Annotated in this window: 18 protein-coding genes; 12 read left to right on the forward strand and 6 right to left on the reverse strand. The window is 54.3% G+C overall.

Annotated elements, in window-relative coordinates:
• Window positions 1–11 precede the first annotated feature (11 nt).
• Window positions 12–896, forward strand: a complete 885-nt coding sequence (locus ACTU44_RS17770) for a hypothetical protein (protein ID WP_114098574.1) — start codon at window positions 12–14, stop codon at window positions 894–896.
• Between the two features lie 78 nt (window positions 897–974).
• Here the strand turns inward: ACTU44_RS17770 and pssA are convergent, their stop codons facing one another.
• The 4 genes from pssA to ACTU44_RS17790 form a co-directional block, all read right to left on the reverse strand.
• Window positions 975–1,835 carry a CDP-diacylglycerol--serine O-phosphatidyltransferase gene (gene pssA, locus ACTU44_RS17775; RefSeq protein ID WP_114098573.1) on the reverse strand — a complete coding sequence of 287 codons (861 nt, stop codon included), beginning with the start codon at window positions 1,833–1,835 and terminating at the stop codon, window positions 975–977.
• Window positions 1,835–2,524 carry a phosphatidylserine decarboxylase gene (locus ACTU44_RS17780; protein ID WP_404969465.1) on the reverse strand — a complete coding sequence of 230 codons (690 nt, stop codon included), beginning with the start codon at window positions 2,522–2,524 and terminating at the stop codon, window positions 1,835–1,837. The genes pssA and ACTU44_RS17780 overlap by 1 nt, the downstream gene beginning before the upstream one ends.
• 187 nt (window positions 2,525–2,711) lie before the next feature.
• Window positions 2,712–3,827 carry an Ig-like domain-containing protein gene (locus tag ACTU44_RS17785; RefSeq protein WP_114098572.1) on the reverse strand — a complete coding sequence of 372 codons (1,116 nt, stop codon included), beginning with the start codon at window positions 3,825–3,827 and terminating at the stop codon, window positions 2,712–2,714.
• 255 nt (window positions 3,828–4,082) lie between these two features.
• Window positions 4,083–5,063, reverse strand: a complete 981-nt coding sequence (locus ACTU44_RS17790; RefSeq protein WP_114098571.1) for a hypothetical protein — start codon at window positions 5,061–5,063, stop codon at window positions 4,083–4,085.
• A 359-nt stretch (window positions 5,064–5,422) separates the two neighbouring features.
• Between ACTU44_RS17790 and ACTU44_RS17795 the strand changes: the two genes are divergently transcribed.
• The 9 genes from ACTU44_RS17795 to ACTU44_RS17835 all read left to right on the forward strand — a co-directional run bounded on the left by ACTU44_RS17795 (window position 5,423) and on the right by ACTU44_RS17835 (window position 13,785).
• On the forward strand, window positions 5,423–6,007 hold the full coding sequence (locus ACTU44_RS17795) for an LOG family protein (protein ID WP_114098570.1): 585 nt from the start codon (window positions 5,423–5,425) through the stop codon (window positions 6,005–6,007).
• Between the two features lie 299 nt (window positions 6,008–6,306).
• Window positions 6,307–7,092, forward strand: coding sequence for a DeoR/GlpR family DNA-binding transcription regulator (locus tag ACTU44_RS17800; protein WP_114098569.1), 786 nt, complete (start codon window positions 6,307–6,309; stop codon window positions 7,090–7,092).
• On the forward strand, window positions 7,089–8,213 hold the full coding sequence (locus ACTU44_RS17805; RefSeq protein WP_114098568.1) for an ABC transporter ATP-binding protein: 1,125 nt from the start codon (window positions 7,089–7,091) through the stop codon (window positions 8,211–8,213). The genes ACTU44_RS17800 and ACTU44_RS17805 overlap by 4 nt, the downstream gene beginning before the upstream one ends.
• Window positions 8,214–8,229: 16 nt before the next feature.
• Window positions 8,230–9,495 (forward strand): ABC transporter substrate-binding protein, encoded by a 1,266-nt coding sequence (locus tag ACTU44_RS17810; protein WP_114098567.1) that lies wholly within the window; start codon window positions 8,230–8,232, stop codon window positions 9,493–9,495.
• 92 nt (window positions 9,496–9,587) lie between these two features.
• Window positions 9,588–10,481 carry a carbohydrate ABC transporter permease gene (locus ACTU44_RS17815; RefSeq protein ID WP_114098566.1) on the forward strand — a complete coding sequence of 298 codons (894 nt, stop codon included), beginning with the start codon at window positions 9,588–9,590 and terminating at the stop codon, window positions 10,479–10,481.
• Window positions 10,478–11,326: a carbohydrate ABC transporter permease gene (locus ACTU44_RS17820; RefSeq protein ID WP_114098565.1), complete on the forward strand. Its 849-nt coding sequence runs from the start codon at window positions 10,478–10,480 to the stop codon at window positions 11,324–11,326. Before ACTU44_RS17815 ends, ACTU44_RS17820 begins: the two co-directional genes overlap by 4 nt.
• A gap of 172 nt (window positions 11,327–11,498) precedes the next feature.
• Complete coding sequence (locus ACTU44_RS17825; RefSeq protein WP_114098564.1) at window positions 11,499–12,212, forward strand: SDR family NAD(P)-dependent oxidoreductase; 714 nt, start codon at window positions 11,499–11,501, stop codon at window positions 12,210–12,212.
• Between the two features lie 82 nt (window positions 12,213–12,294).
• Window positions 12,295–12,540 carry a tautomerase family protein gene (locus tag ACTU44_RS17830; protein ID WP_114098563.1) on the forward strand — a complete coding sequence of 82 codons (246 nt, stop codon included), beginning with the start codon at window positions 12,295–12,297 and terminating at the stop codon, window positions 12,538–12,540.
• Between the two features lie 183 nt (window positions 12,541–12,723).
• Entirely contained in the window at window positions 12,724–13,785 is a 1,062-nt protein-coding gene (locus tag ACTU44_RS17835) for an NAD(P)H-dependent flavin oxidoreductase (RefSeq protein ID WP_114098562.1), read from the forward strand.
• Between the two features lie 31 nt (window positions 13,786–13,816).
• On the opposite strand, the gene ACTU44_RS17840 is transcribed toward ACTU44_RS17835, so the two are convergent.
• The gene (locus tag ACTU44_RS17840) at window positions 13,817–14,752 is read right to left on the reverse strand and encodes a LysR family transcriptional regulator (protein WP_114098674.1); all 936 of its coding nucleotides are present in this window, start codon (window positions 14,750–14,752) and stop codon (window positions 13,817–13,819) included.
• Between the two features lie 191 nt (window positions 14,753–14,943).
• Here ACTU44_RS17840 and ACTU44_RS17845 point away from each other — a divergent pair, with 191 nt between their 5' ends.
• Both ACTU44_RS17845 and ACTU44_RS17850 read left to right on the forward strand, forming a co-directional pair.
• Window positions 14,944–15,984, forward strand: a complete 1,041-nt coding sequence (locus ACTU44_RS17845; protein ID WP_114098673.1) for a D-cysteine desulfhydrase family protein — start codon at window positions 14,944–14,946, stop codon at window positions 15,982–15,984.
• Between the two features lie 187 nt (window positions 15,985–16,171).
• The gene (locus ACTU44_RS17850) at window positions 16,172–17,143 is read left to right on the forward strand and encodes a DMT family transporter (protein WP_258548722.1); all 972 of its coding nucleotides are present in this window, start codon (window positions 16,172–16,174) and stop codon (window positions 17,141–17,143) included.
• 229 nt (window positions 17,144–17,372) lie between these two features.
• Here the strand turns inward: ACTU44_RS17850 and ACTU44_RS17855 are convergent, their stop codons facing one another.
• Window positions 17,373–19,226, reverse strand: coding sequence for an autotransporter outer membrane beta-barrel domain-containing protein (locus tag ACTU44_RS17855; protein ID WP_147251999.1), 1,854 nt, complete (start codon window positions 19,224–19,226; stop codon window positions 17,373–17,375).
• Window positions 19,227–19,308 lie beyond the last annotated feature (82 nt).

Here is a 19,308-nt window from a genome sequence, read left to right on the forward strand (position 1 = left end):
TGGCGCGCAGCATGTTTGCTTTTCTGATCGGGCTGGGATGCCTGATCCCCTTGACCTCGACTGCCTCTGCGCAAACGGGTGAAAAGCAGTCTGTGACATGGACGCTTACCCCTTTGCCGCCAGCAATGCTTGAAAAGGACGGGCAGATTGTTGGTTACGGGGTTGATATCCTCAACTGGTTTTCCAGTCGCCTGCCACAATACAATCACATCAGGGAAATCGTACCGCTTCCACGGTTGCTTAAAACCATTACCGGACCGGGGACCTTTTGCAATATCGGCATGAACGCCACGCCGGAACGCAGGGAATTCCTGCATTTTTCCAACGCGGTTCTTCCCCATTTGCCCGTCAGCCTGATAACCAAAGCCGAACGCAATGAGCAGTTCAAGCCATTCATCAACAAGGATGGTGAAGTCGATCTTGAACGCATGATTGCCTTTGGCAAAATGAATGGTGCCCTGCGTTCACAGCGTTCCTATGGCCCGGTCATTGACGCCATTCTTCGACGCAACATCAATAATCCGGGACTGAGTTTTATTGGCAATGACGCCAATTTCCTGCAACTGATTTCTCTGGGGCGTCTGGACTGGACGCTTTATCTGCCCGCAGAGGCCGAATTTTATCGGCGCGCCAAACTTCCCGAAGAAATGTTTGCAAGCTGGCATATTGCCGGGAACGACCACTTAATGCCTGCATCGATTTCATGTAGCAAGACAGCAACCGGCGATGCCATCGTTGCTGCGATCAACAGGCTTGCCAAAGACAATCCTGACATGCCCTGGACAAGGTTTTATGCATCCGCCCTGTCCCGTCAGGACAAGCAGCATTACGAACAAAAACTGCAAGCCTATATCCGTAATGGCCCACCCGTACTGAATTTGGCGGTTGATCAGTAGGCCGGTTTCAGTCATCTGCGAAAACAACAAAAAAGCCGACGCATGCGTCGGCTTTTTCAATTCAGACCGGAAATCAGATCAGTTCTGATGGACGCGGTTCAGTCCCTCTTCGGGGTCGTCATCGGGTTCGCCATCATCATCTTCTTCATCGGCTGTGTCCTCTTCCTGCTGGTGCTCGACCCCCATACGACGATAGGACCGATAAGACAGCGGGAAGGTGATGAAATAGATCGCAGCGATGGCAGACAGCGTCAGCCAGGGCGAGGATACCAGAAACGCCACCGACGCCCCGAATGCCAACATCAATGGCAGCACCCAGGCACGCGGCACCTTGACCTTCTTGAAGCTGAATGTCGGCAACCGCGACACCATCAAACCCGCGATAATCACGCCATAGGGCGCAACGATATAGGGGCTGTCAAAAATGCCTTCGCCAAACTGGAAGGTCAGAACAATCGGCCACATCGCAAGGGCCGCTGCCGCCGGGGCCGGGACCCCGGTAAAGAACCGGTATGCCCAGGTTGGCAATTCCGGTTCGCCCAGCATCTGGGTGTTAAAGCGTGCAAGACGCAGCATCATGCAAACCGCAAACAGCAATGACAATGCCCAGCCAATGCCCCCAAATTCATGGAGCGACCAGAAATACAGCATCATCGCCGGTGCAACGCCAAAGCAGACAAAGTCCGACAGACTGTCAAGCTCGCCGCCAAAGCGGCTGGATGCGTTCAGCATACGGGCCAGACGGCCATCAAGACCGTCAATAATCCCGGCAATCAGAATGGCGGCAACGGCGGCTTCCCAACGATCCTGCATTGCAAAGCGGATCGAGGTCAGACCGGCACACATGCCCATTATCGTTGCGACATTAGGCACCAGCCGCGTAAGCGACATCGCCTTGAAGCGACGCGGACGACGAATGGGATCGATGCCGCCACTCATTAGCGGATCTCCCCAACTGCGGCTTCCTTGCCCTTGACCGAAACATCGGCAAGAACAGTTTCACCGGCAATCGTGGTCTGACCGACAATCACATTGGGTGACACGCCTTCGGGCAGATACACATCAACACGCGAACCAAAGCGGATCAGACCGAAACGTTCACCTGCCTTAAGCTGCGAACCGGTACCGACATCACACAGAATACGACGCGCAACCAGACCGGCAATCTGGACCACACCAAATTCACGGCCTTCCTTGTCGCGGACCAGAAGGATCTGACGTTCGTTGTTTTCCGATGCCTTATCAAGCTCGGCATTAACAAACTTGCCCGGAACATAGGCTTCGCCAACGATCTCGCCATTGACCGGGCAACGGTTCACATGGACGTTGAAAACGTTCATGAAGATCGAAACGCGGGTGCGCGGGGTCTTGTCGTCAAGTTCCAGTTCCTTGGGCAGCGGCGCCTGCGAAATCATGCATACGCGGCCATCTGCCGGCGAAATCACCAGATTTTCATCGGTCGGGGTGATACGGTCCGGGTCGCGGAAGAAATACGCGCACCAAAGTGTCAGGATCACACCGATCCAGCCCAGCGGTTCCGCAATCAGGAACAAACCCACAGTGATCGCCGCGAAGATCGCAACGAATTTCCAGCCTTCAGGATTGATCGGTACAAGAACGGATTTCAAAGTCTTAATTCCCTGGTTGCCATCGATTGGGCATATCAAATTGGTACGATTGGTACCATGCGGGGGCGTTCTTAGCATCTAGTGATGACAAAGGGCAACGCAACCCGTGTAAAACTGTTCACCCAAAATTCAAAAGGGGCAAAACACACTTACCATGTGTTTTGCCCCCGGGAAAGAAAAGCAGTGCTTACTGCGCTTTTTCTTCGTTGGGCAGTGCAAAGATCTGCCCCGGATAAATCAGGTCCGGATCACGGATCTGTTTACGGTTCTGGTTGTAAATGACCCAGTATTTCAGGCCGTCACCATAGGTCCGGCGCGCAATCCGCCACAGGCTGTTGCCCGGCTGAACCACATAGCGCGAACCCGGTTCCAGAATTTCATCCGGCTTTGCACGCTCAAACGGAATTTCAACACGCGCGGTTACCTTGCCGCCATCATCAAGCTGATCGGCGCGCATGGTGTAATTGCCCGGTTCGATCGGTTCGCCAATCGTCAGCGCCCAGTTGCCATTTTCATCGGCCGGGGCAGTTCCGACATGTTTGTTATCAAGATAGACCTGAACGGTGTGGTCCATATCCGCCTTGCCCGACATCGCGACACGACCCTGCTGGTCATAATCGACAACATCGATGGAAAGACGCGGCAGACCCGGTGCGGTTTCGTCGGAGGCGGCATCATCGGCATCCCCCGCATCGTCCATCTTGGCCGGTCCCTGCAGGACGGTTGCGGCACCCTCGCCTTCGGTCGGGACCTTAAGGGCGATGATCGGTTGGGATTCTTCTTTGCTTTCCGTGGCTTCGCCATTTTCCGTTGCCTCGGATGCGGCGCGGTCTTCCGGCTTGGCATCGGGGATCAGAACGACAACCTTGTCTTCGGCCTTGGCCACAGCACCGGTTGCGTCTTCGGATTCAAGCGACAATTCGCGATCACCACTTGCCAGCGGCTTGCCCGGAAGGACCACCCACTCGCCGCGCTCGTCTGCGGTTGCCTCGCCGATAACTTCTTCACCTTCGCGAATGCGAACCTTGCTGTTGGGGGCTGCACGACCGGCAATCACGGCATTACCGTCCGGTCCGATGCGCACGACATCAAAGCTTGGATTGGTGATTTCCGGGGCGTCGGATTCCGGCGTTGTCGCCGGCTCGGGGGTTTTGACCTCGGAGGTATCAGTGGTCGTAACCGCGGGCGCCTGAGTGACCGGTGCAGTCTCTTCATCCGCACTTTTGGTCAACATGTAATTCAGCGCAATCGCCGCAATGATCAGTACAACGCCGACAATGACGAGGATATAGGGTCGTTTCACCGGAAATATCCTTGAACGATGTTTATGTTATCGGGGTTTGCCCCCATGGTCGCACCCAAAACACTGGAATTGCTTGCCATATTCCCCTCAACCAATTCCTTTGGGCACGTTAATTAGAAACTTGTACTACTTTCAGATCACAGTTTCCATAACGTAACGAACAAACGATACCGCGGAACCGTTAGGTAAAGATGAATAGAATCAGTCTCTTTGCTTAATTAACAGGAAGCTCATCTATCCATCAGAAGCGCGATGTTACGAAACCGTCCCTGCCATCTGAGCACCGACATAGGCGACCAATGCCGCCATGATCAATGGTAGTGCCAAAACTCCGAACCGGATCACGCTGCCAATCACAACCGCCTGTGCCGGATTGGCTTCGGGGACAAGCGCGCCAAGCTTTGCCGCCCCACGCCCCGAAGACACCACCAGCAGCAATACCGCAAATGAAACGGCCGATGCGGGTATGGCAATCATCATCACCGCTGCACTTGCCATCAGGGCCCCGACCACACCCAGCCATACCGCCGCACGATATTGCGGGGCTGCCTTTTCCGAGACCAGCGCCACCATCAGCGCGATCCAAAGTGCGGCCTGAAAGACAACATGCTGATCAAGGGCGAACTGATGGGCAATGATCCCCTGCCCCAGTGCCAGTGTCATCAGAACGGCAACCGGGCCGGGCTTTGCCGCATTTGCCACATCGCCCCCACTTTCAGTGGTCGTCGATTTAGACGATCTGGTTTTGGCGATCTTGGTCTTTTTGCCTTTGGCTGCTTTGCCATCAGGTGCGTCATCCTCGGTAAAGTCGGGACGCGTCACCCACAGGAAACAGCCGCCAATCACCAGAAATGCGAGCCAGGCCAGAAACTTGATCCCGCCCGGATGATAGGACAATCCGTTGACCGGCGCCGCCAGAACAAGCCAGCCGCCAAGCAACAAAAGAACGCCCGAGACAATCAGGCAAACACGTTCAGACAGCCTTGCAAAATCAAGGATCGCCCCGCAAACACCGCCCAGCACCAGCATCAATAATGCCGCACCAACACCACCGCGCGCCGTATCAGGCAAGCCGATGGCTGCCGGAACCGCAACGGCCACAGCGGGAATGATCGCTGCCAGCACCAGACGCCGGGCCAGGGCACGTTCAAGTCCCAGCCAAAGCGCCAGCATCAAAACCGCAGCGATGATGCCCGATACCAGAAGGGCGAGTATAAAGGGATTGTCGACAAACACGTTGGGCGGTCCTGCCTTCTTTTCGTTGCTTCGCGATGTACTTCTTTATGCCAGGCACAAATCCGTGCGCAGCATTACCCATCCCACAATCAGGTTCATAACTTGTTAACCCTGCGCCACAGCAGCACGGATTAATCAGAACAGGAGCCCTTCGCGGTGACTGTCCGTGGGCATCACCGTTCTGGCAAATAAAAGCAACGAAAATGCGGCGCAAACACGTCATTTAAATTTAAACTGCTGCCATGCACAAATTCCTGCCCCATCGCTGATTTGATCGGCTATGTTCGTTTCGAGTACGGGGCATCATTGAAAAATGTTGCACCGCTACCTGCGAAACAAGAAACAAAAGGCAGGTCGCCATGACAAAAGTAAAATCAATCTGTGTATTCTGCGGCGCTTCGAACGGCAAAAATCCACAGCATATGGAAAATGCCGTCGCGTTTGGCAAAATGATGGCCGAACGGGGCATCGCACTGGTTTATGGCGGGGGTCGCATTGGCCTGATGGGCGCGGTCGCCGATGGCGTCATGCAGAATGGCGGCGAAGTTATCGGAATCATCCCCGAACACCTGCATGATATCGAAGTTGGCCATAAAGGCCTTTCCGAGCTGATCGTCTGCAAATCCATGCATCAGCGCAAGGTCGAGATGTTCAAGAGATCCGACGCCTTCGTTACCCTTGCCGGTGGCCTTGGCAGTCTGGATGAAGCCTTTGAAGCCATGACACTGCGTCAGCTGGGCATTCATGACAAGCCGATGGTATTCCTCAATGCGCTTGGTTATTGGGACAAGTGCTTTGACATGATCGACGGTATTATCGAGGAAGGCTTTGCACGCGAAAGCCACAAGAACCTCTATACGGTTGCCGATACGCTTGAAGAAGTATTCGAACAGCTTGCGGCAGAACCGGCACCGAAATTCGACCCGCGCGAAAAGCTTTTCTGATCGCGCTGCGAAACAGACAACCTTATGATTTGTCTGCATTAATCGATCAAAATTGACATTGTCATCTTGTCTGATGGCCCGAACGCCGCCCGATTTTTCGGGCGGCGTTTTTGTCACAATGTGACCGCCCGCAATCTCTGATCACCGGACTTTCATTTGATCATTTCCACGAAACCAAGGTTTTCCGCGGCTCTTATAACCGCCTGAATATTCATATGAATGTCATGCTTCTGAAATCTTAGTGACAACGAAGCCGCGTATGATCGTTTCATGTTCAAAGCAACAAATTGAACGATCAAATGAATATTTCGACACGACAACGCGACATCATCGACATTCTGCGCCGCGACAGCTTTGCCTCGATTGACAAACTGGCCGAACATTTTGACGTTACCCCGCAAACCGTGCGGCGCGACGTCAATATGCTAAGCGACGCCAATCTTGTGCGTCGGCGTCACGGCGGCGTTGAATATGCTGGCGAACCGGGCATGAACCTGTCCTATGAAAGTCGGCAGGTCACCAATATTGCCGCCAAGCACGCCATTTCATTGCATGTCGCAAACCTGATCCCGGACGGGGCATCAATCCTGATCGGGATCGGCAGCACGCTGGAACTGATTGCGCTGAACCTTGTCGAACACCGGCATCTGACGGTGGTGACCAACAATCTCAATGCCGCCATGGCTCTTGGCAACAATACCAGCAACCGGATCGTCATTCCCGGTGGCACCTTGCGCCTGCCTGATCGCGATGTCATCAGCCCCGATGCCGAGGCGATGTTTAACAATTACAAGGTTGATTACGGCCTGTTCGGGGTTGGCGGGATCGAGCCCGACGGCACGCTTACCGACTTTGATCATCGTGAAGTGTCATTGCGTCAGGCGATTGCCGCCAATTGCCGCAATTCGATCCTTGTGGCCGATCAATCCAAATTCGGCCGCCCGGCCCCGGCCAAGGGCGGTCATATCACGGCCCCTGACCTGATTGTGGTGGATGGCGTGCCCGGCGGATCGTTCGCCCCGCTGTTTAATCGTCAGGACGTCCGCGCACGTCTGCAAATTGCAAAAAGCGAAAATTCCAAATGAGTGCCCAATCGCCTTTCATCCAGATCAAAGCGGTATCGCGCGTCTTTAACGGCTGCAATGGCGTGCATGATCTGTCCATCGACATTCCACGTGGAAGCTTTGTCGTCCTTCTGGGGCCATCGGGCTGTGGCAAGTCAACAACTCTTCGACTGATTGCCGGTCTTGAAACCGCCGATCAGGGCACAATTGCCATAGACGGCAAGGATGTAACCAATATGCCGCCCTCCAGACGCGGCCTGTCGATGGTGTTTCAGTCCTATGCCCTGTTCCCGCATCTCAGCGTTGCCGAAAACATCATCTTTGGCCTTAAGGTCCGCAAAACCGGCAAGGAAGAAATCAGAACCCGCCTTGATGATGCGCTCAGTGTCACAGGACTTGCCGGATATGAAGATCGCAAACCTGCCGAACTTTCAGGCGGTCAGCGTCAGCGCGTTGCCCTTGCGCGTGCCATTGTCGCCGGTCATCCGCTGTGTCTGATGGACGAGCCGCTCTCGAACCTTGATGCCAAATTGCGCCATTCCGTCCGCCGCGATATCCGCGAACTGCAACAGCGCCTTGGTATCACGGTTGTCTATGTCACCCATGACCAGACCGAAGCCATGAGCATGGCCGATATCGTCATCCTGATGAAGGATGGCCGCATCGAGCAGGCGGGCAACCCGGCCGATCTTTATCTCAAACCCGCGACATCCTTTGCTGCCGGATTTGTCGGAAGCCCGCCCATGGCACTGATACCGGCATCGGCCTTGCCGGGTGACGTGATCCCGGCTGGTTTGGATATGACCAAACTGACCTTTGGCATTCGCCCCGAAGATCTGGTTTTGACCACCAGTGCAGATCAATCGGCATGGAGCATTGCCGCCACGGTCACCGGAAGTGAGTTCCTTGGCGCGGAAACCTTTGTTTCTGTTGCGATCCCGGGAACAGAGGGCGCAACCGCCCGCCTGCCCGGTCAGGTCCATATCGCGCCGGGGACAAAAGTTTCGCTCAGTTGGGCTGGCGCTGCGGCCCACTGGTTTGATGGCGAGGACGGCCATCGTCTTGAACCGGCGATGCCCCGTCAAACAGCGCAGGAACCAAATACCTCTATCGAAACTGACACTGCAATTCCGAGTTTGTAACAGGGAAAACAAATCCATGCGGAATATCGTAACCAGTGCCGCCTTTGCGGCCGGACTGATGGCAACGGCAGCATCACCTGCTTTTGCTGCGACCGAGTTGACCATGTATTATCCGATTGCTGTTGGCGGCCCGCTGACCAACGTGATTGACGGCATGATCGAAGGTTTTGAAGCCGAACACCCCGATGTCAAAGTCAATGCCATCTATGCTGGCAATTATGACGATACCCGTCTGCGTGCCGTATCCGCGCTTAAAAGCGGCGATCCGGCACAGCTGTCTGTCATGTTCTCTATCGATGTTTATGACCTGATCGAACAGGACCTGATTGTTCCGTTTGATGATGTCGTCAAAACCGCAGAAGACAAGGAATGGCTCAAGGGCTTCTATCCGGCGCTGATGGCCAATGGCGAAGTCGATGGCAAAACCTGGGGCATCCCGTTCCAGCGTTCAACCATTGTCATGTACTATAACAAGGACATGTTCCGCGAAGCCGGTCTTGATCCGGAACACGCACCGGCCACCTGGGAAGAACTGGTTTCGGCTGGCAAGGCCCTTGCCAAGGACGGCAAATGGGGCCTGATGGTTCCGTCGACCGGTTACCCGTACTGGATGTTCCAGTGCTTTGCCATCCAGAATGGCAAGGAACTGATGAGCAAGGATGGTACCGAAACCTATTTCGATGATCCGGCTGTTGTCGAGGCGCTTGAATTCTGGCGTGGCCTTGCCACCGACGAAAAGATCATGCCCGAAGGCACGATTGAATGGGGCACGCTTCGTCAGGCCTTCGTTCAGGGTCAGACGGCCATGATGTGGCATTCGACTGGCAACCTGTCGGCTGTCAAACGCGAAGCCAAGTTTGATTTCGGCGTCGCCATGCTGCCGAAACATAAAAAGCCGGGCTCACCGACCGGTGGCGGGAACTTCTATCTGTTCAAAAACTCCAGTGACGAACAGAAAGCAGCATCGCTTGCGCTGATCAAATACATGACCGCACCGGAACGTGCTGCTGAATGGTCGATTGCGACCGGTTATGTTGGCGTCACGCCAGAAGCCTATGAAACCGACGCGCTGAAATCCTATGCGGCTGAATTCCCGCAGGCGGTTGTTGCCCGTGATCAGCTTGAAGTCGCGATCCCGGAATTCTCCACCTATGACACTGCGCGTGTCCGCGAAGGTCTGAACAACGCCATTCAGGCTGCTCTGACCGGTGAAAAGTCACCGAAAGAAGCCCTTGAAGGTGCACAGGCCGAAGCAACCCGTCTTCTTCGGGCGTTCCACTAACCCGATCTGCACGCCGAAGCGGGTTTCACGCCCGCTTCGGCACCCTTGTTTGTGACTTGTTTAATCCATTATCTTATACGGACGTGCCGACCATGAATGACATGGCCCGACTTCAGAAACAAAGGCTGGCACTTTATGGCTGGATGCTTGTGGCACCGGCTTTGGCGCTGATGAGCCTGTTTGCCTTTTACCCGGCCATTGCAACCTTGTGGCACAGCCTGTTTACCCGCGGCACCACGCGCCGCCCGTCGGTCTTTGCCGGATTTGACAATTACGGCGACCTGTTTGCCGACCCGACATTCTGGACCGTGGCCTGGAACAACATCATTTATGCCGGAATCACCATTCCGGTTTCGATCATCTTTGCCCTGATCATGGCGCTTTGGGCCAATGCCCATATTCCGGCACGGTCATTCGTGCGCAGCGCCTATTTCACGCCGACGATCCTGCCGATGATTGCTGCGGCCAATTTGTGGCTGTTTTTCTATACACCCGACCTTGGCGTGATTGACCAGATCACCGGGTTCTTTGGCGCGTCCCCGACCAACTGGCTGGGACAACCTGAAACAGCACTGGCATCCGTCATCATGGTGACAATCTGGAAAGAAGCCGGATTTTTCATGATCTTCTACCTTGCTGCCCTTCAGACAATTCCGCCTGACCTGCGCGAAGCCGCCCGGATCGAGGGGGCAGGTCGATGGACCTATACGCGCCGGGTATTGCTACCGCTTTTGATGCCAACCACGATCTTTGTCTTTGTGAATGCGATGATCAATTCGGTCAAACTGATCGACCATCTGTTCATCCTGACCAAGGGCGGGCCGAATAACGCGTCAAAGCTGATCCTGTACTGGATTTGGGAAATGGCATTTTCCTATTTCGACAGCCCGCATGCCGCCGCCATGACCATTCTTGTTCTTCTGACGCTTGGCCTTGTTGCGGTCATTCAGTTCCGACTGGTTGAAAAACGGACCCATTACAGATGAATACTGCATTTGCCTCGCATCCGGCCAAACGCACCCTGCCTGATTTCGACAAGATCCTTGATACCATCGGCGCATGGGCTCTGGCGATTGTCTGGATATCGCCGCTTCTGTTTGCAACATGGGCCGCATTGCAGCCATCGGGCACCGCCCTTGGTCTTGATTTTTCAAGCCCGCTGACAATCGAGAATTTCGTCTATGTCTGGAACGCGGTGCCATGGGCAGGGTATTTTGCCAATACGGTGGTTCTTGTCACCCTGATCCTTGCCGGTCAGTTGGTTCTTTGCACGCTGGCAGGGTTTGCCTTTGCCCGGTTTGAATTCAGGGGCCGCGATACGATCTTTATCCTTGTTCTGCTGCAGCTCTTCATCCTGCCCGAAGTTCTGATTGTCGAAAACTATGCCATCGTTTCCAAGCTTGGCCTGTTTGACACCGCGCTTGGCATCGGGCTTCCCTATATGGCCAGCGCGTTTGGCATTTTCCTGTTGCGTCAGGCCTTCAAATCGGTGCCGGTCGAACTTGAAGAAGCCGCCCGGATTGAGGGATGCAGCTGGATGGGCGTTTTATGGAAGGTCTATGTGCCCGCGGCCAAGCCGGTCTATCTGGCCTATGCCCTGGTGTCGATTGCGACCCACTGGAACAATTTCCTGTGGCCGCTGATTGTCACCAACTCGCCTGATACCCGCCCGCTAACCGTCGGATTGTCGCTGTTCGGAGCACCGGAAACCGGGGTGGATATTTCAGTCATCAGTGCCGCAACCATCATGACCGTAGCGCCCCTTCTGATCGCGTTCCTGATTTTCCAGCGCCAATTCATTCAGGCCTTCCTGCGCGCCGGCATCCGATAACGGATCGTTTAAACTGAAACCAAAATACACAACTATTCCACCGAAAATCGGCATAGTGAAAAGCTTTTTTCGATAATTCACCTTATTAACCGGCATATCTATCCTGTTCACAACAGCGCAGATCGCGCAGACGAGCCAACTAGCGGCTCTCGCTTTTGTGAAAGGACTAGCTATGACCACGCAGAAAAAAACAGTCATCATCACCGGCGCATCCCAGGGTATGGGTGCGGCACTTGTTCAAGCCTATCGTGACCGCAATTACAACGTTGTCGCAACTTCCCGATCAATCAAGCCAGGTAACGAGATTGATGTGGCGACTGTTGCAGGCGACATCAGCAATCCTGCAACTGCCGAACAAGTCGTTCGTGAAGGCCTCGAACGCTTTGGCCGTATCGACACGCTCGTCAACAATGCAGGCGTGTTTCTGGCGAAACCGTTCATTGAAATGACGCAGGAAGACTACGACCATAATCTGGGCGTCAACGTTGCCGGTTTCTTTAACATCACCCGCCTTGCTGCTGCCGAAATGTTCAAGCAGGGTTCCGGCCACATCGTCAGCATCACCACCAGTCTGGTCGATCAGCCGATTGCCGGCATGCCGTCTGCTCTGGCGTCTCTGACGAAAGGCGGGTTGAATGCCGTTACCAAATCCCTTGCGATCGAATTTGCGCAGAACGGCATCCGAGTGAATGCAGTGTCGCCAGGCATTATCAAAACACCGATGCACCCCGAGGAATCCCACGAATTCCTTTCGAAACTCCACCCTGTTGGACGGATGGGTAATATCAGCGACATCACTGATGCCGTGCTTTACCTTGAAAACGCCAACTTCGTCACGGGTGAAATCCTTCATGTTGACGGCGGTCAAGCCGCAGGTCGCTGGTAATCGTTCACGCGATCACAAACGCAGGATCGACTTTCGGGATCGATCCTGCCCCCCCGATCACATTTTACAAAGGGTAATCAACATGCCGATCGTAACAGTTCAGGTTACACGCGAAGGTACCCAACCCGGTTCCGACAAAGTGACCGCAGAAGAAAAAGCCGCAATCATTCAGGGCGTGAGCGAAGTCTTGCGCGACGTCCTGAATAAACCGCTTGAATCCACATATGTGATTATCGAGGAAGTTGATCTGGAAAACTGGGGATGGGGCGGTATGCCGACCCAGCATTATCGTCAGTTACTGGCGCAGAGAAAATCTTCCACTATCTGAATTCAGAAAGCCTTGCCCGTCGCGCCTGCCTGGTTACAACGGGCAAGGCATATTGTTCATGGTGAAAATTCAGCACACCGGAGCAAATTCAAGCTGGTTTTGTCAGCAAAACCTGATTGCTGAGCGCCTTCGGCACCAAATATCAGCGCGCTGCTTTGGCACATCGAAAACGGGGACAGAACGATGACCAGGATTGGAAATTCCTTTCAACAGCTCGATCTCGGAATTCCGGTGGTTCAGGCACCAATGGCAGGTGTCTCGACGCCGGAGATGGCAGCCGCCGTCACAAACGCTGGCGGTTTGGGCTCAATCGCGGTTGGCGCAAGCACTGTGGATGACGCACGCGCGCAAATCCAGCGGGTAAAGGCGCTCTCCTCCGGTGTATTCAACGTAAATGTGTTCTGCCACAAACCAGCACTTCGTGATCCGATAAAAGAACAAAAATGGCTGGATACCCTGAAACCCGAATTCGCGCGGTTCGGCGCATCGGCACCCAACGACCTATCAGAGATTTACCAAACATTTCTGACAAACGATGCGATGCACACGATGCTGCTTGAAGAATGCCCGCGCGTCATAAGTTTTCATTTTGGATTGCCCCGTCCCGATCAACTCGATGCAATCAAAAACAGGGGCATTATGACATTTGCAACTGCGACCAATCCGAAAGAAGCGCTGGAAATTGAAGCCGCGGGCATTGACGTGATTGTTGCACAAGGCTGGGAAGCCGGAGGGCATCGGGGATGCTTCGATGAAAACAGCTTTGACAGCAAACTGGGAACCCTGGCACTGACCCGGATTCTGACTCAATCAGTTTCCATTCCGGTCATAGCCGCAGGTGGCATTATGGATGGATCGGGCATACGGGCTGCACTTGGTCTTGGCGCTGTTGCCGCGCAGTTGGGCACAGCATTTGTGACCTGTGACGAAAGTAAAGCCGACGCTACTTATCGTGCAAGGTTCACCGGAGAATCTGCAAGCAGTACTGTAATGACGCGGGCAATATCTGGTCGACCTGCGCGCTGCCTTGCCAACAAATTTACCGCTTGGGCGGAAAGCAGATCTGACGGGGAAGTCCCCGACTATCCGGTGACCTATGATGCGGGCAAGGCGTTAAACAGCGCAGCCAAGGCGCAAAACGAGCACGGTTTCGGCGCGCAATGGGCTGGTCAAGGTGCCCCGCTTGCGCGGCCAATGACGACAGCAAAGCTGATGCAGACACTTGCAACCGAACTGGCGGGGTAATCCACTTTCACCATAGCGGTGTCGTGCGTCCCTATATATCCAGCGAGCGGGCATCTTTTTCGAGCTTGGCAAGCGAAGCACGCAAGCGCGGTGCTGCAAAGTCAACAAAGGCACGCACCTTTGGAACCGCCATTCTCCCATGCGGCGCAATCAAATGTACGGGCAAAGGTGGTGCTTCGGCGTCAACCAGAACAATCTTGAGCTGCCCGGCGGATACCTGCCGGGCAACATGGTACGAATACAATCTCGTCAGCCCCAAACCAGCAACAGCTGAACCAACTGCGGCGCGAATGCTGTTGACGATGATGCGCGGCGTAAAACTTATGGTCTTGGGGATTTTTCCTGTTTGTCCGGGCGAAAAGGTCCAGGCATTGAGTCCAAAATGGGAGAATGCGATGATTTGATGTTTCTCCAGATCTTTTGGCTCATGGATGCGAGGATTGCGTTGCAGATAGTCGGGCGAAGCCGTAACAACGCGTCGAACAGCGGTGCCGACCTTTGTGGCGACGTTCGAAGAATCTGATAGCTCACCAATCCGAAGCGCCAGATCCACGCCCTCCTCTACCAGATTAACGAACCTGTCGAGCATCAGGAACTGGACAGAAACCGTCGGAAACTCCTTTAGGAACTCATCGATGATTGGCCTTAAAACTTCTTCGCCCAGGAATGGTGGCGCAGATATTGTAACCGTTCCCCTTGGGGCGGAGCGCTCACCTCCAGCCACCATTTCTGCCTCTTCAAGATCGGCAAGAATGCGCCGACAGGCAGCAGCATAATGTTCGCCGGTTTCACTGAGACGAAGCGACCTTGTTGTTCGATAAAGCAGGTCCGCACCGACATGACTTTCAAGCGCATTCAAAGCACGGCTAACAGCCGTTGGCGACCTGTTCAGACGGCGTGCTGCACCGGCAAGACTGCCTTCATCTATCGCAGCCAAGAATACCTTGATTGAGTCAATTTGGTCCATGATTACACCGATTTTCGGGATGCTGAGTGCTGATTGATAGATATTCACAACAAAACTGCAGCAAGTAAATATCTATGGGACGTTTATCCGCTCAGTGATCAGCACCGATAATCCCGCATATGAAAACTATCATATTTTCAGAATGTTCGCGCGATCACATTCTTATTCACTGCCGCAAAGAAGGGATGACAATGTTCTCGCACGATACCCTTGATCACTTTCCGAAGGTCAGCCTGCTGGACGACGCCACACCAATTCAGCGTCTGGAACGCCTTGAACAAACGTTGGGACTGCCAGCCAAAGACATCCAGTTATTTGTGAAACGCGATGACTTCAATTCACTGGGTGGTGGCGGTAACAAACTGCGAAAACTTGAATTTATTGTGGGTGATGCCCTGCACAGGGGTGCAGATACCGTGGTTGCCGTTGGCGGTTTACAATCAAATTTTGCCAGACTGACAGCAGCCGTTTGCGCGAAGCTTGGTTTGCAATGTGATCTGGTTTTGACATCGCCGACAAGTTCAATGCCCAATGACTTCGCACGTAACGGCAACATGGTGCTTGATCGTATATTGGGTGCGCACATCCACATTGTCCCAACCGGGATAACCGGCCGAGAATTTGCCCACGAGATTGCTGCCAAACTGTCACGGCGCGGATGCAATCCCTATCTCGTCGAACTGGGCGGTTCATCGCCGATCGGCGCCCTCGGTTATGCCCTATGTGCGTTCGAGATAGAGAATCAGATGCGTGCACTTGGGCAAAGTGTCAGTTCAATTGTCTTGCCAAACGGAAGTTCCGGCACCCATGCAGGCCTTGCCGCAGGGATGTACCTGGCAGGTAAAAATCCCGCTTTGATCAAAGCATTTTCTGTCCTCGCGCCAAAAGAAATTGCTCATGCTGCGACGGTTGAGAAAACACAGGCTGTGTTGAAGTTGCTTGGTTCCTCTGTTGAAGCCAATCCAATGGATATCGAGATATCTGACGAACAGTTGGGGGACGGTTATGGAATCCCGACAGACGCCATGAAAGCCGCTGTTCACCAGATGGCAAGAACAGAAGGGCTCTTTCTTGATCCCGTATATGGTGGGAAAGCCTTCGCCGGACTGCTTTCGGACCTCTCTTCCGGTCACTATCAAAGCGGCGAAAGAATCCTGTTTTTAATGACAGGCGGATCTCCGGGCATCTTTGCCTATGCCAATCACTTTCTGGACGAACCGGCATTCGACTAGTAATCGTCAATCGCCAATGTCTCTGCGAATTTGAGATCAGGTCGGCCAAATTCCGAAAGTAGCAGACCTGACTCTTCATGGATTAAATTCAGTAATTTAGCCAAATATTTCTGTCGATATTTTTCCTTATATGGTGCAGCATACGAAATCATTTTCATAACTTTTTTTAATTCTTCATATGTCCGTCATGATCTTGCTTTTCAGCACCACACTGATCTGGTCGCTGCTTTTGGTGAGCAACCGGATTGCATTGACCAGCTTTGATATTGATCCTTATGCCATGACATGCTGGCAACTGGTGTTTGGCGGGGTATCGCTGGTGCTTCTTGCGCCCGGTCGCAGGATCCCCTGGCGGCAATTCACCCTTCCGATCAACTGGGCCTATGGGGTTTTGCGGGTTCTGACCGGCGTAACCTGGACAGCGTCGCTTCTTTACATCAGCGCACCGGAAAGCGGCATTCTGTCGCAGACCGGCATGCCGATGGCCGCCCTTGCCGCGACCTTTATCCTTGGGCGCACGCCGGGACGGTCGGAATGGCTGGGCCATGCGATCCTGATTTCGGGAGCTGTGTGGATGGCATGGCATTTACCCGGTGGCTTTTCCAACCCAGCCGTGTTGCTGATGCTGGCATCCGAAGTCACCGCCATTGCATCAACTGTTCTGGCCGAACTTCATCCTGATAACCAGATCAAGGATACATGGGCACATCTGCGCTTCACCGGCGTCCTGTTGCTGATTACCGCGTCAGTCTTCCTGATCGTGCCGTCCTTTATCGAACGGATCAGTCCGGTTCCGATCCCGTACATTTCCACCGCCGGATTGTTTGGCACCGAAACATTGTTGGCAGGGCTTTTGATCGGGGTTCTGTTTCGCGGGCCTGCGATGGTTTTGTCACTTCGTTCTGTCAAGGTCGCAGGGATCGAGAAATACATCCTGTCGACCACGATCCTGCCCTTTGTCCTTCTGGCGCTTGAGATGCTGGCATCGCGGTTCGACCTCACGCCACCACCGACCCATGACAGTGTGTTCTGGATCTCTTCCCTTTTGGTGATGATCGGGATTATTCAGATAACAGTATCGAAACACCGCCATGCTGCGAAACTCAAGGCACTGGCAAAAATCGCGGCACCTGCCCCGACACCGGGCAAGGCCACCTGATTGGACTACCGGGCGCCTTTGACCCCGTCCCGGTATTCGACCAGTAACCGGCGTAATGTCGATCCCTGCAAGATGCGTATCCCCTTGTCCCAAGGAGATACCGTACGACTTCCCCGGTCGTTATGTTCCCATTGCATCTTGCCCCTTTCGGAGTCTCCCCCGAAAGGTCAAAACGCCCGGGTCCCCACCCGGGCGTTTTTTTTGGGCGTGCAACTGTCCGGGCAAGCGATCAGAAGGCAAATGAGACACGTGCCTTGGCTTCCCAGATATCAAGGCCGTTCTGCCCGAGACTGAGATAGCCCGCCCCGACATCAAAATAGATCCGGTCATCATAAATAAACCGCATCCCGCCGCGCAATGTACCGGTCACGTCTGATGTTTCCTCAAGCGTCAGGTTCCCCGAAAGGATCTTGCCGTCATTGGGCCGGTCAAAGGCATAACGCAGGCCGAGCTCGCCATAGGGTATGCCCAGAAGATTGCCCTCAAGCTCGACATAGGTGCTGGCCTCACCGGCAATTTCGGCCTCGCCAAAGCTGAAATGATCCGAACCGATATCGACCTTGACCGGGGTATTGGACACAGTACCACTGAGATCATAGGCCTCGGTAAAGGTCTCGGCATAGGAAAGGCCGACGCGCGGACGCAGCGTCCAGTCCTTATAATTATACTGCCCGTGAAGGGCGGTGGCAGCCGACAGCTGATGGGAAAAATAGTCGCCCTCAAGCACCACAACATCAAGATCGTTATGGCGCAGCATATAGCCAAGCGATCCCTGAACCGCCCATTCCCGTGACAGACGATGGGCAAAATAGGGCCCGACGGAAATACCATAGGCCTCGTTGACAAGCCCGCCGTCATAACCGTCAGAGCCACTGCTTTCAAACGATCCGGAAACGCCAACAACCGTTTCGTTATCAAAATTGCGATCAAATCCCGCAATAACTGATCCGCTATATCCTTCGATATCCAGATTGTGACGCCGGTCCCGGGCATAGACGCCGCGCGTTTCTGTCCAGAAATTCCAAAGGGGTTCGGCCACGAACTGCCGCCCGGATGTCAAAGGCACATCTGATTGCTCAAGCAAGGAGGCAACCGTAATTCCCTGATATCCGCCCTGCCGGACAAGCGTACAGGGGGCGGTAAAAACAAGACCGTCTTCGTTACGATAAAGCTGCCCGCCACCTTCAAGAATGGCGCAGGTATCACCGGCAAGGAAGTCCTCCGGCCGCTTTGAAAGTTCGGCATTGGCAACGGTTTGGGGAACACTGATCGTCGGCGGAACCGTTGGTATTTCGGGGTCCGGGGATGTAATCACCGGCACTTCCGGCGTAATACCGACCGGTGGCGGGGTGATCACCGGAATTTCCGGCGTGATCCCTGTCGGGGGTAACACCCCAATCGGTGGTCTGGTAGCAACCGGCACTTCCGGCGTAATACCAACCGGCGGCGGAGTGATCACCGGAATTTCCGGGGTAATCCCCGTCGGGGGCAATACACCGATTGGCGGAATGACATCAACCGGTGGCGCGACGATAATCGGGAGTTCCGGCGTGATACCGATCCCGGGCGGTCTTATGACCGGAATTTCCGGAGTAATCCCGATCCCCGGCGGTCTTATGACCGGAATTTCCGGGGTAATCCCGACCGGCGGTACGATCCAGATTGGCGGTTTGGTCGCCACGGGAATTTCGGGTGTCAGGAAATCGGGAAACAGCTTGCCGATCGGCGGCAGGTTAAATCCGCCACGCTGGTTCTGACTGTCAAGCAAACAGCCCGAACCACTATTGTCATAAAGGTGATGAACACCACCATTTCCCGGCGAAACAACGTCCGAAAGCGTCAGATGCAATCCGCCACGTGTCTGGCTCCAGGTATCCTTGGTTGTCCCGGCGGCATCAAGACGAAAAGCGCCTGAACTTGTGCCTGACAACCACAAGGAATTTGCCTTATCCGAGGTCTTGCCAAGGAAAATCAACCCGCCTTCGGCCGAGCAACTGGCTGCGCGCGCCGCGGACATTGATGCACTTACCAGCAATGCGCCCACCCCGCACATCGCATACTGATACACTTTTGATCGCCGCACGCCCAGCTCCCCGCTTTGATTGCAATGGCCATTTACCGGCTTCTCACCATGGCACTATTTTGATCGCAATCCTTCTCACGCC

The organism is Thalassospira sp. SM2505 (assembly GCF_054901115.1).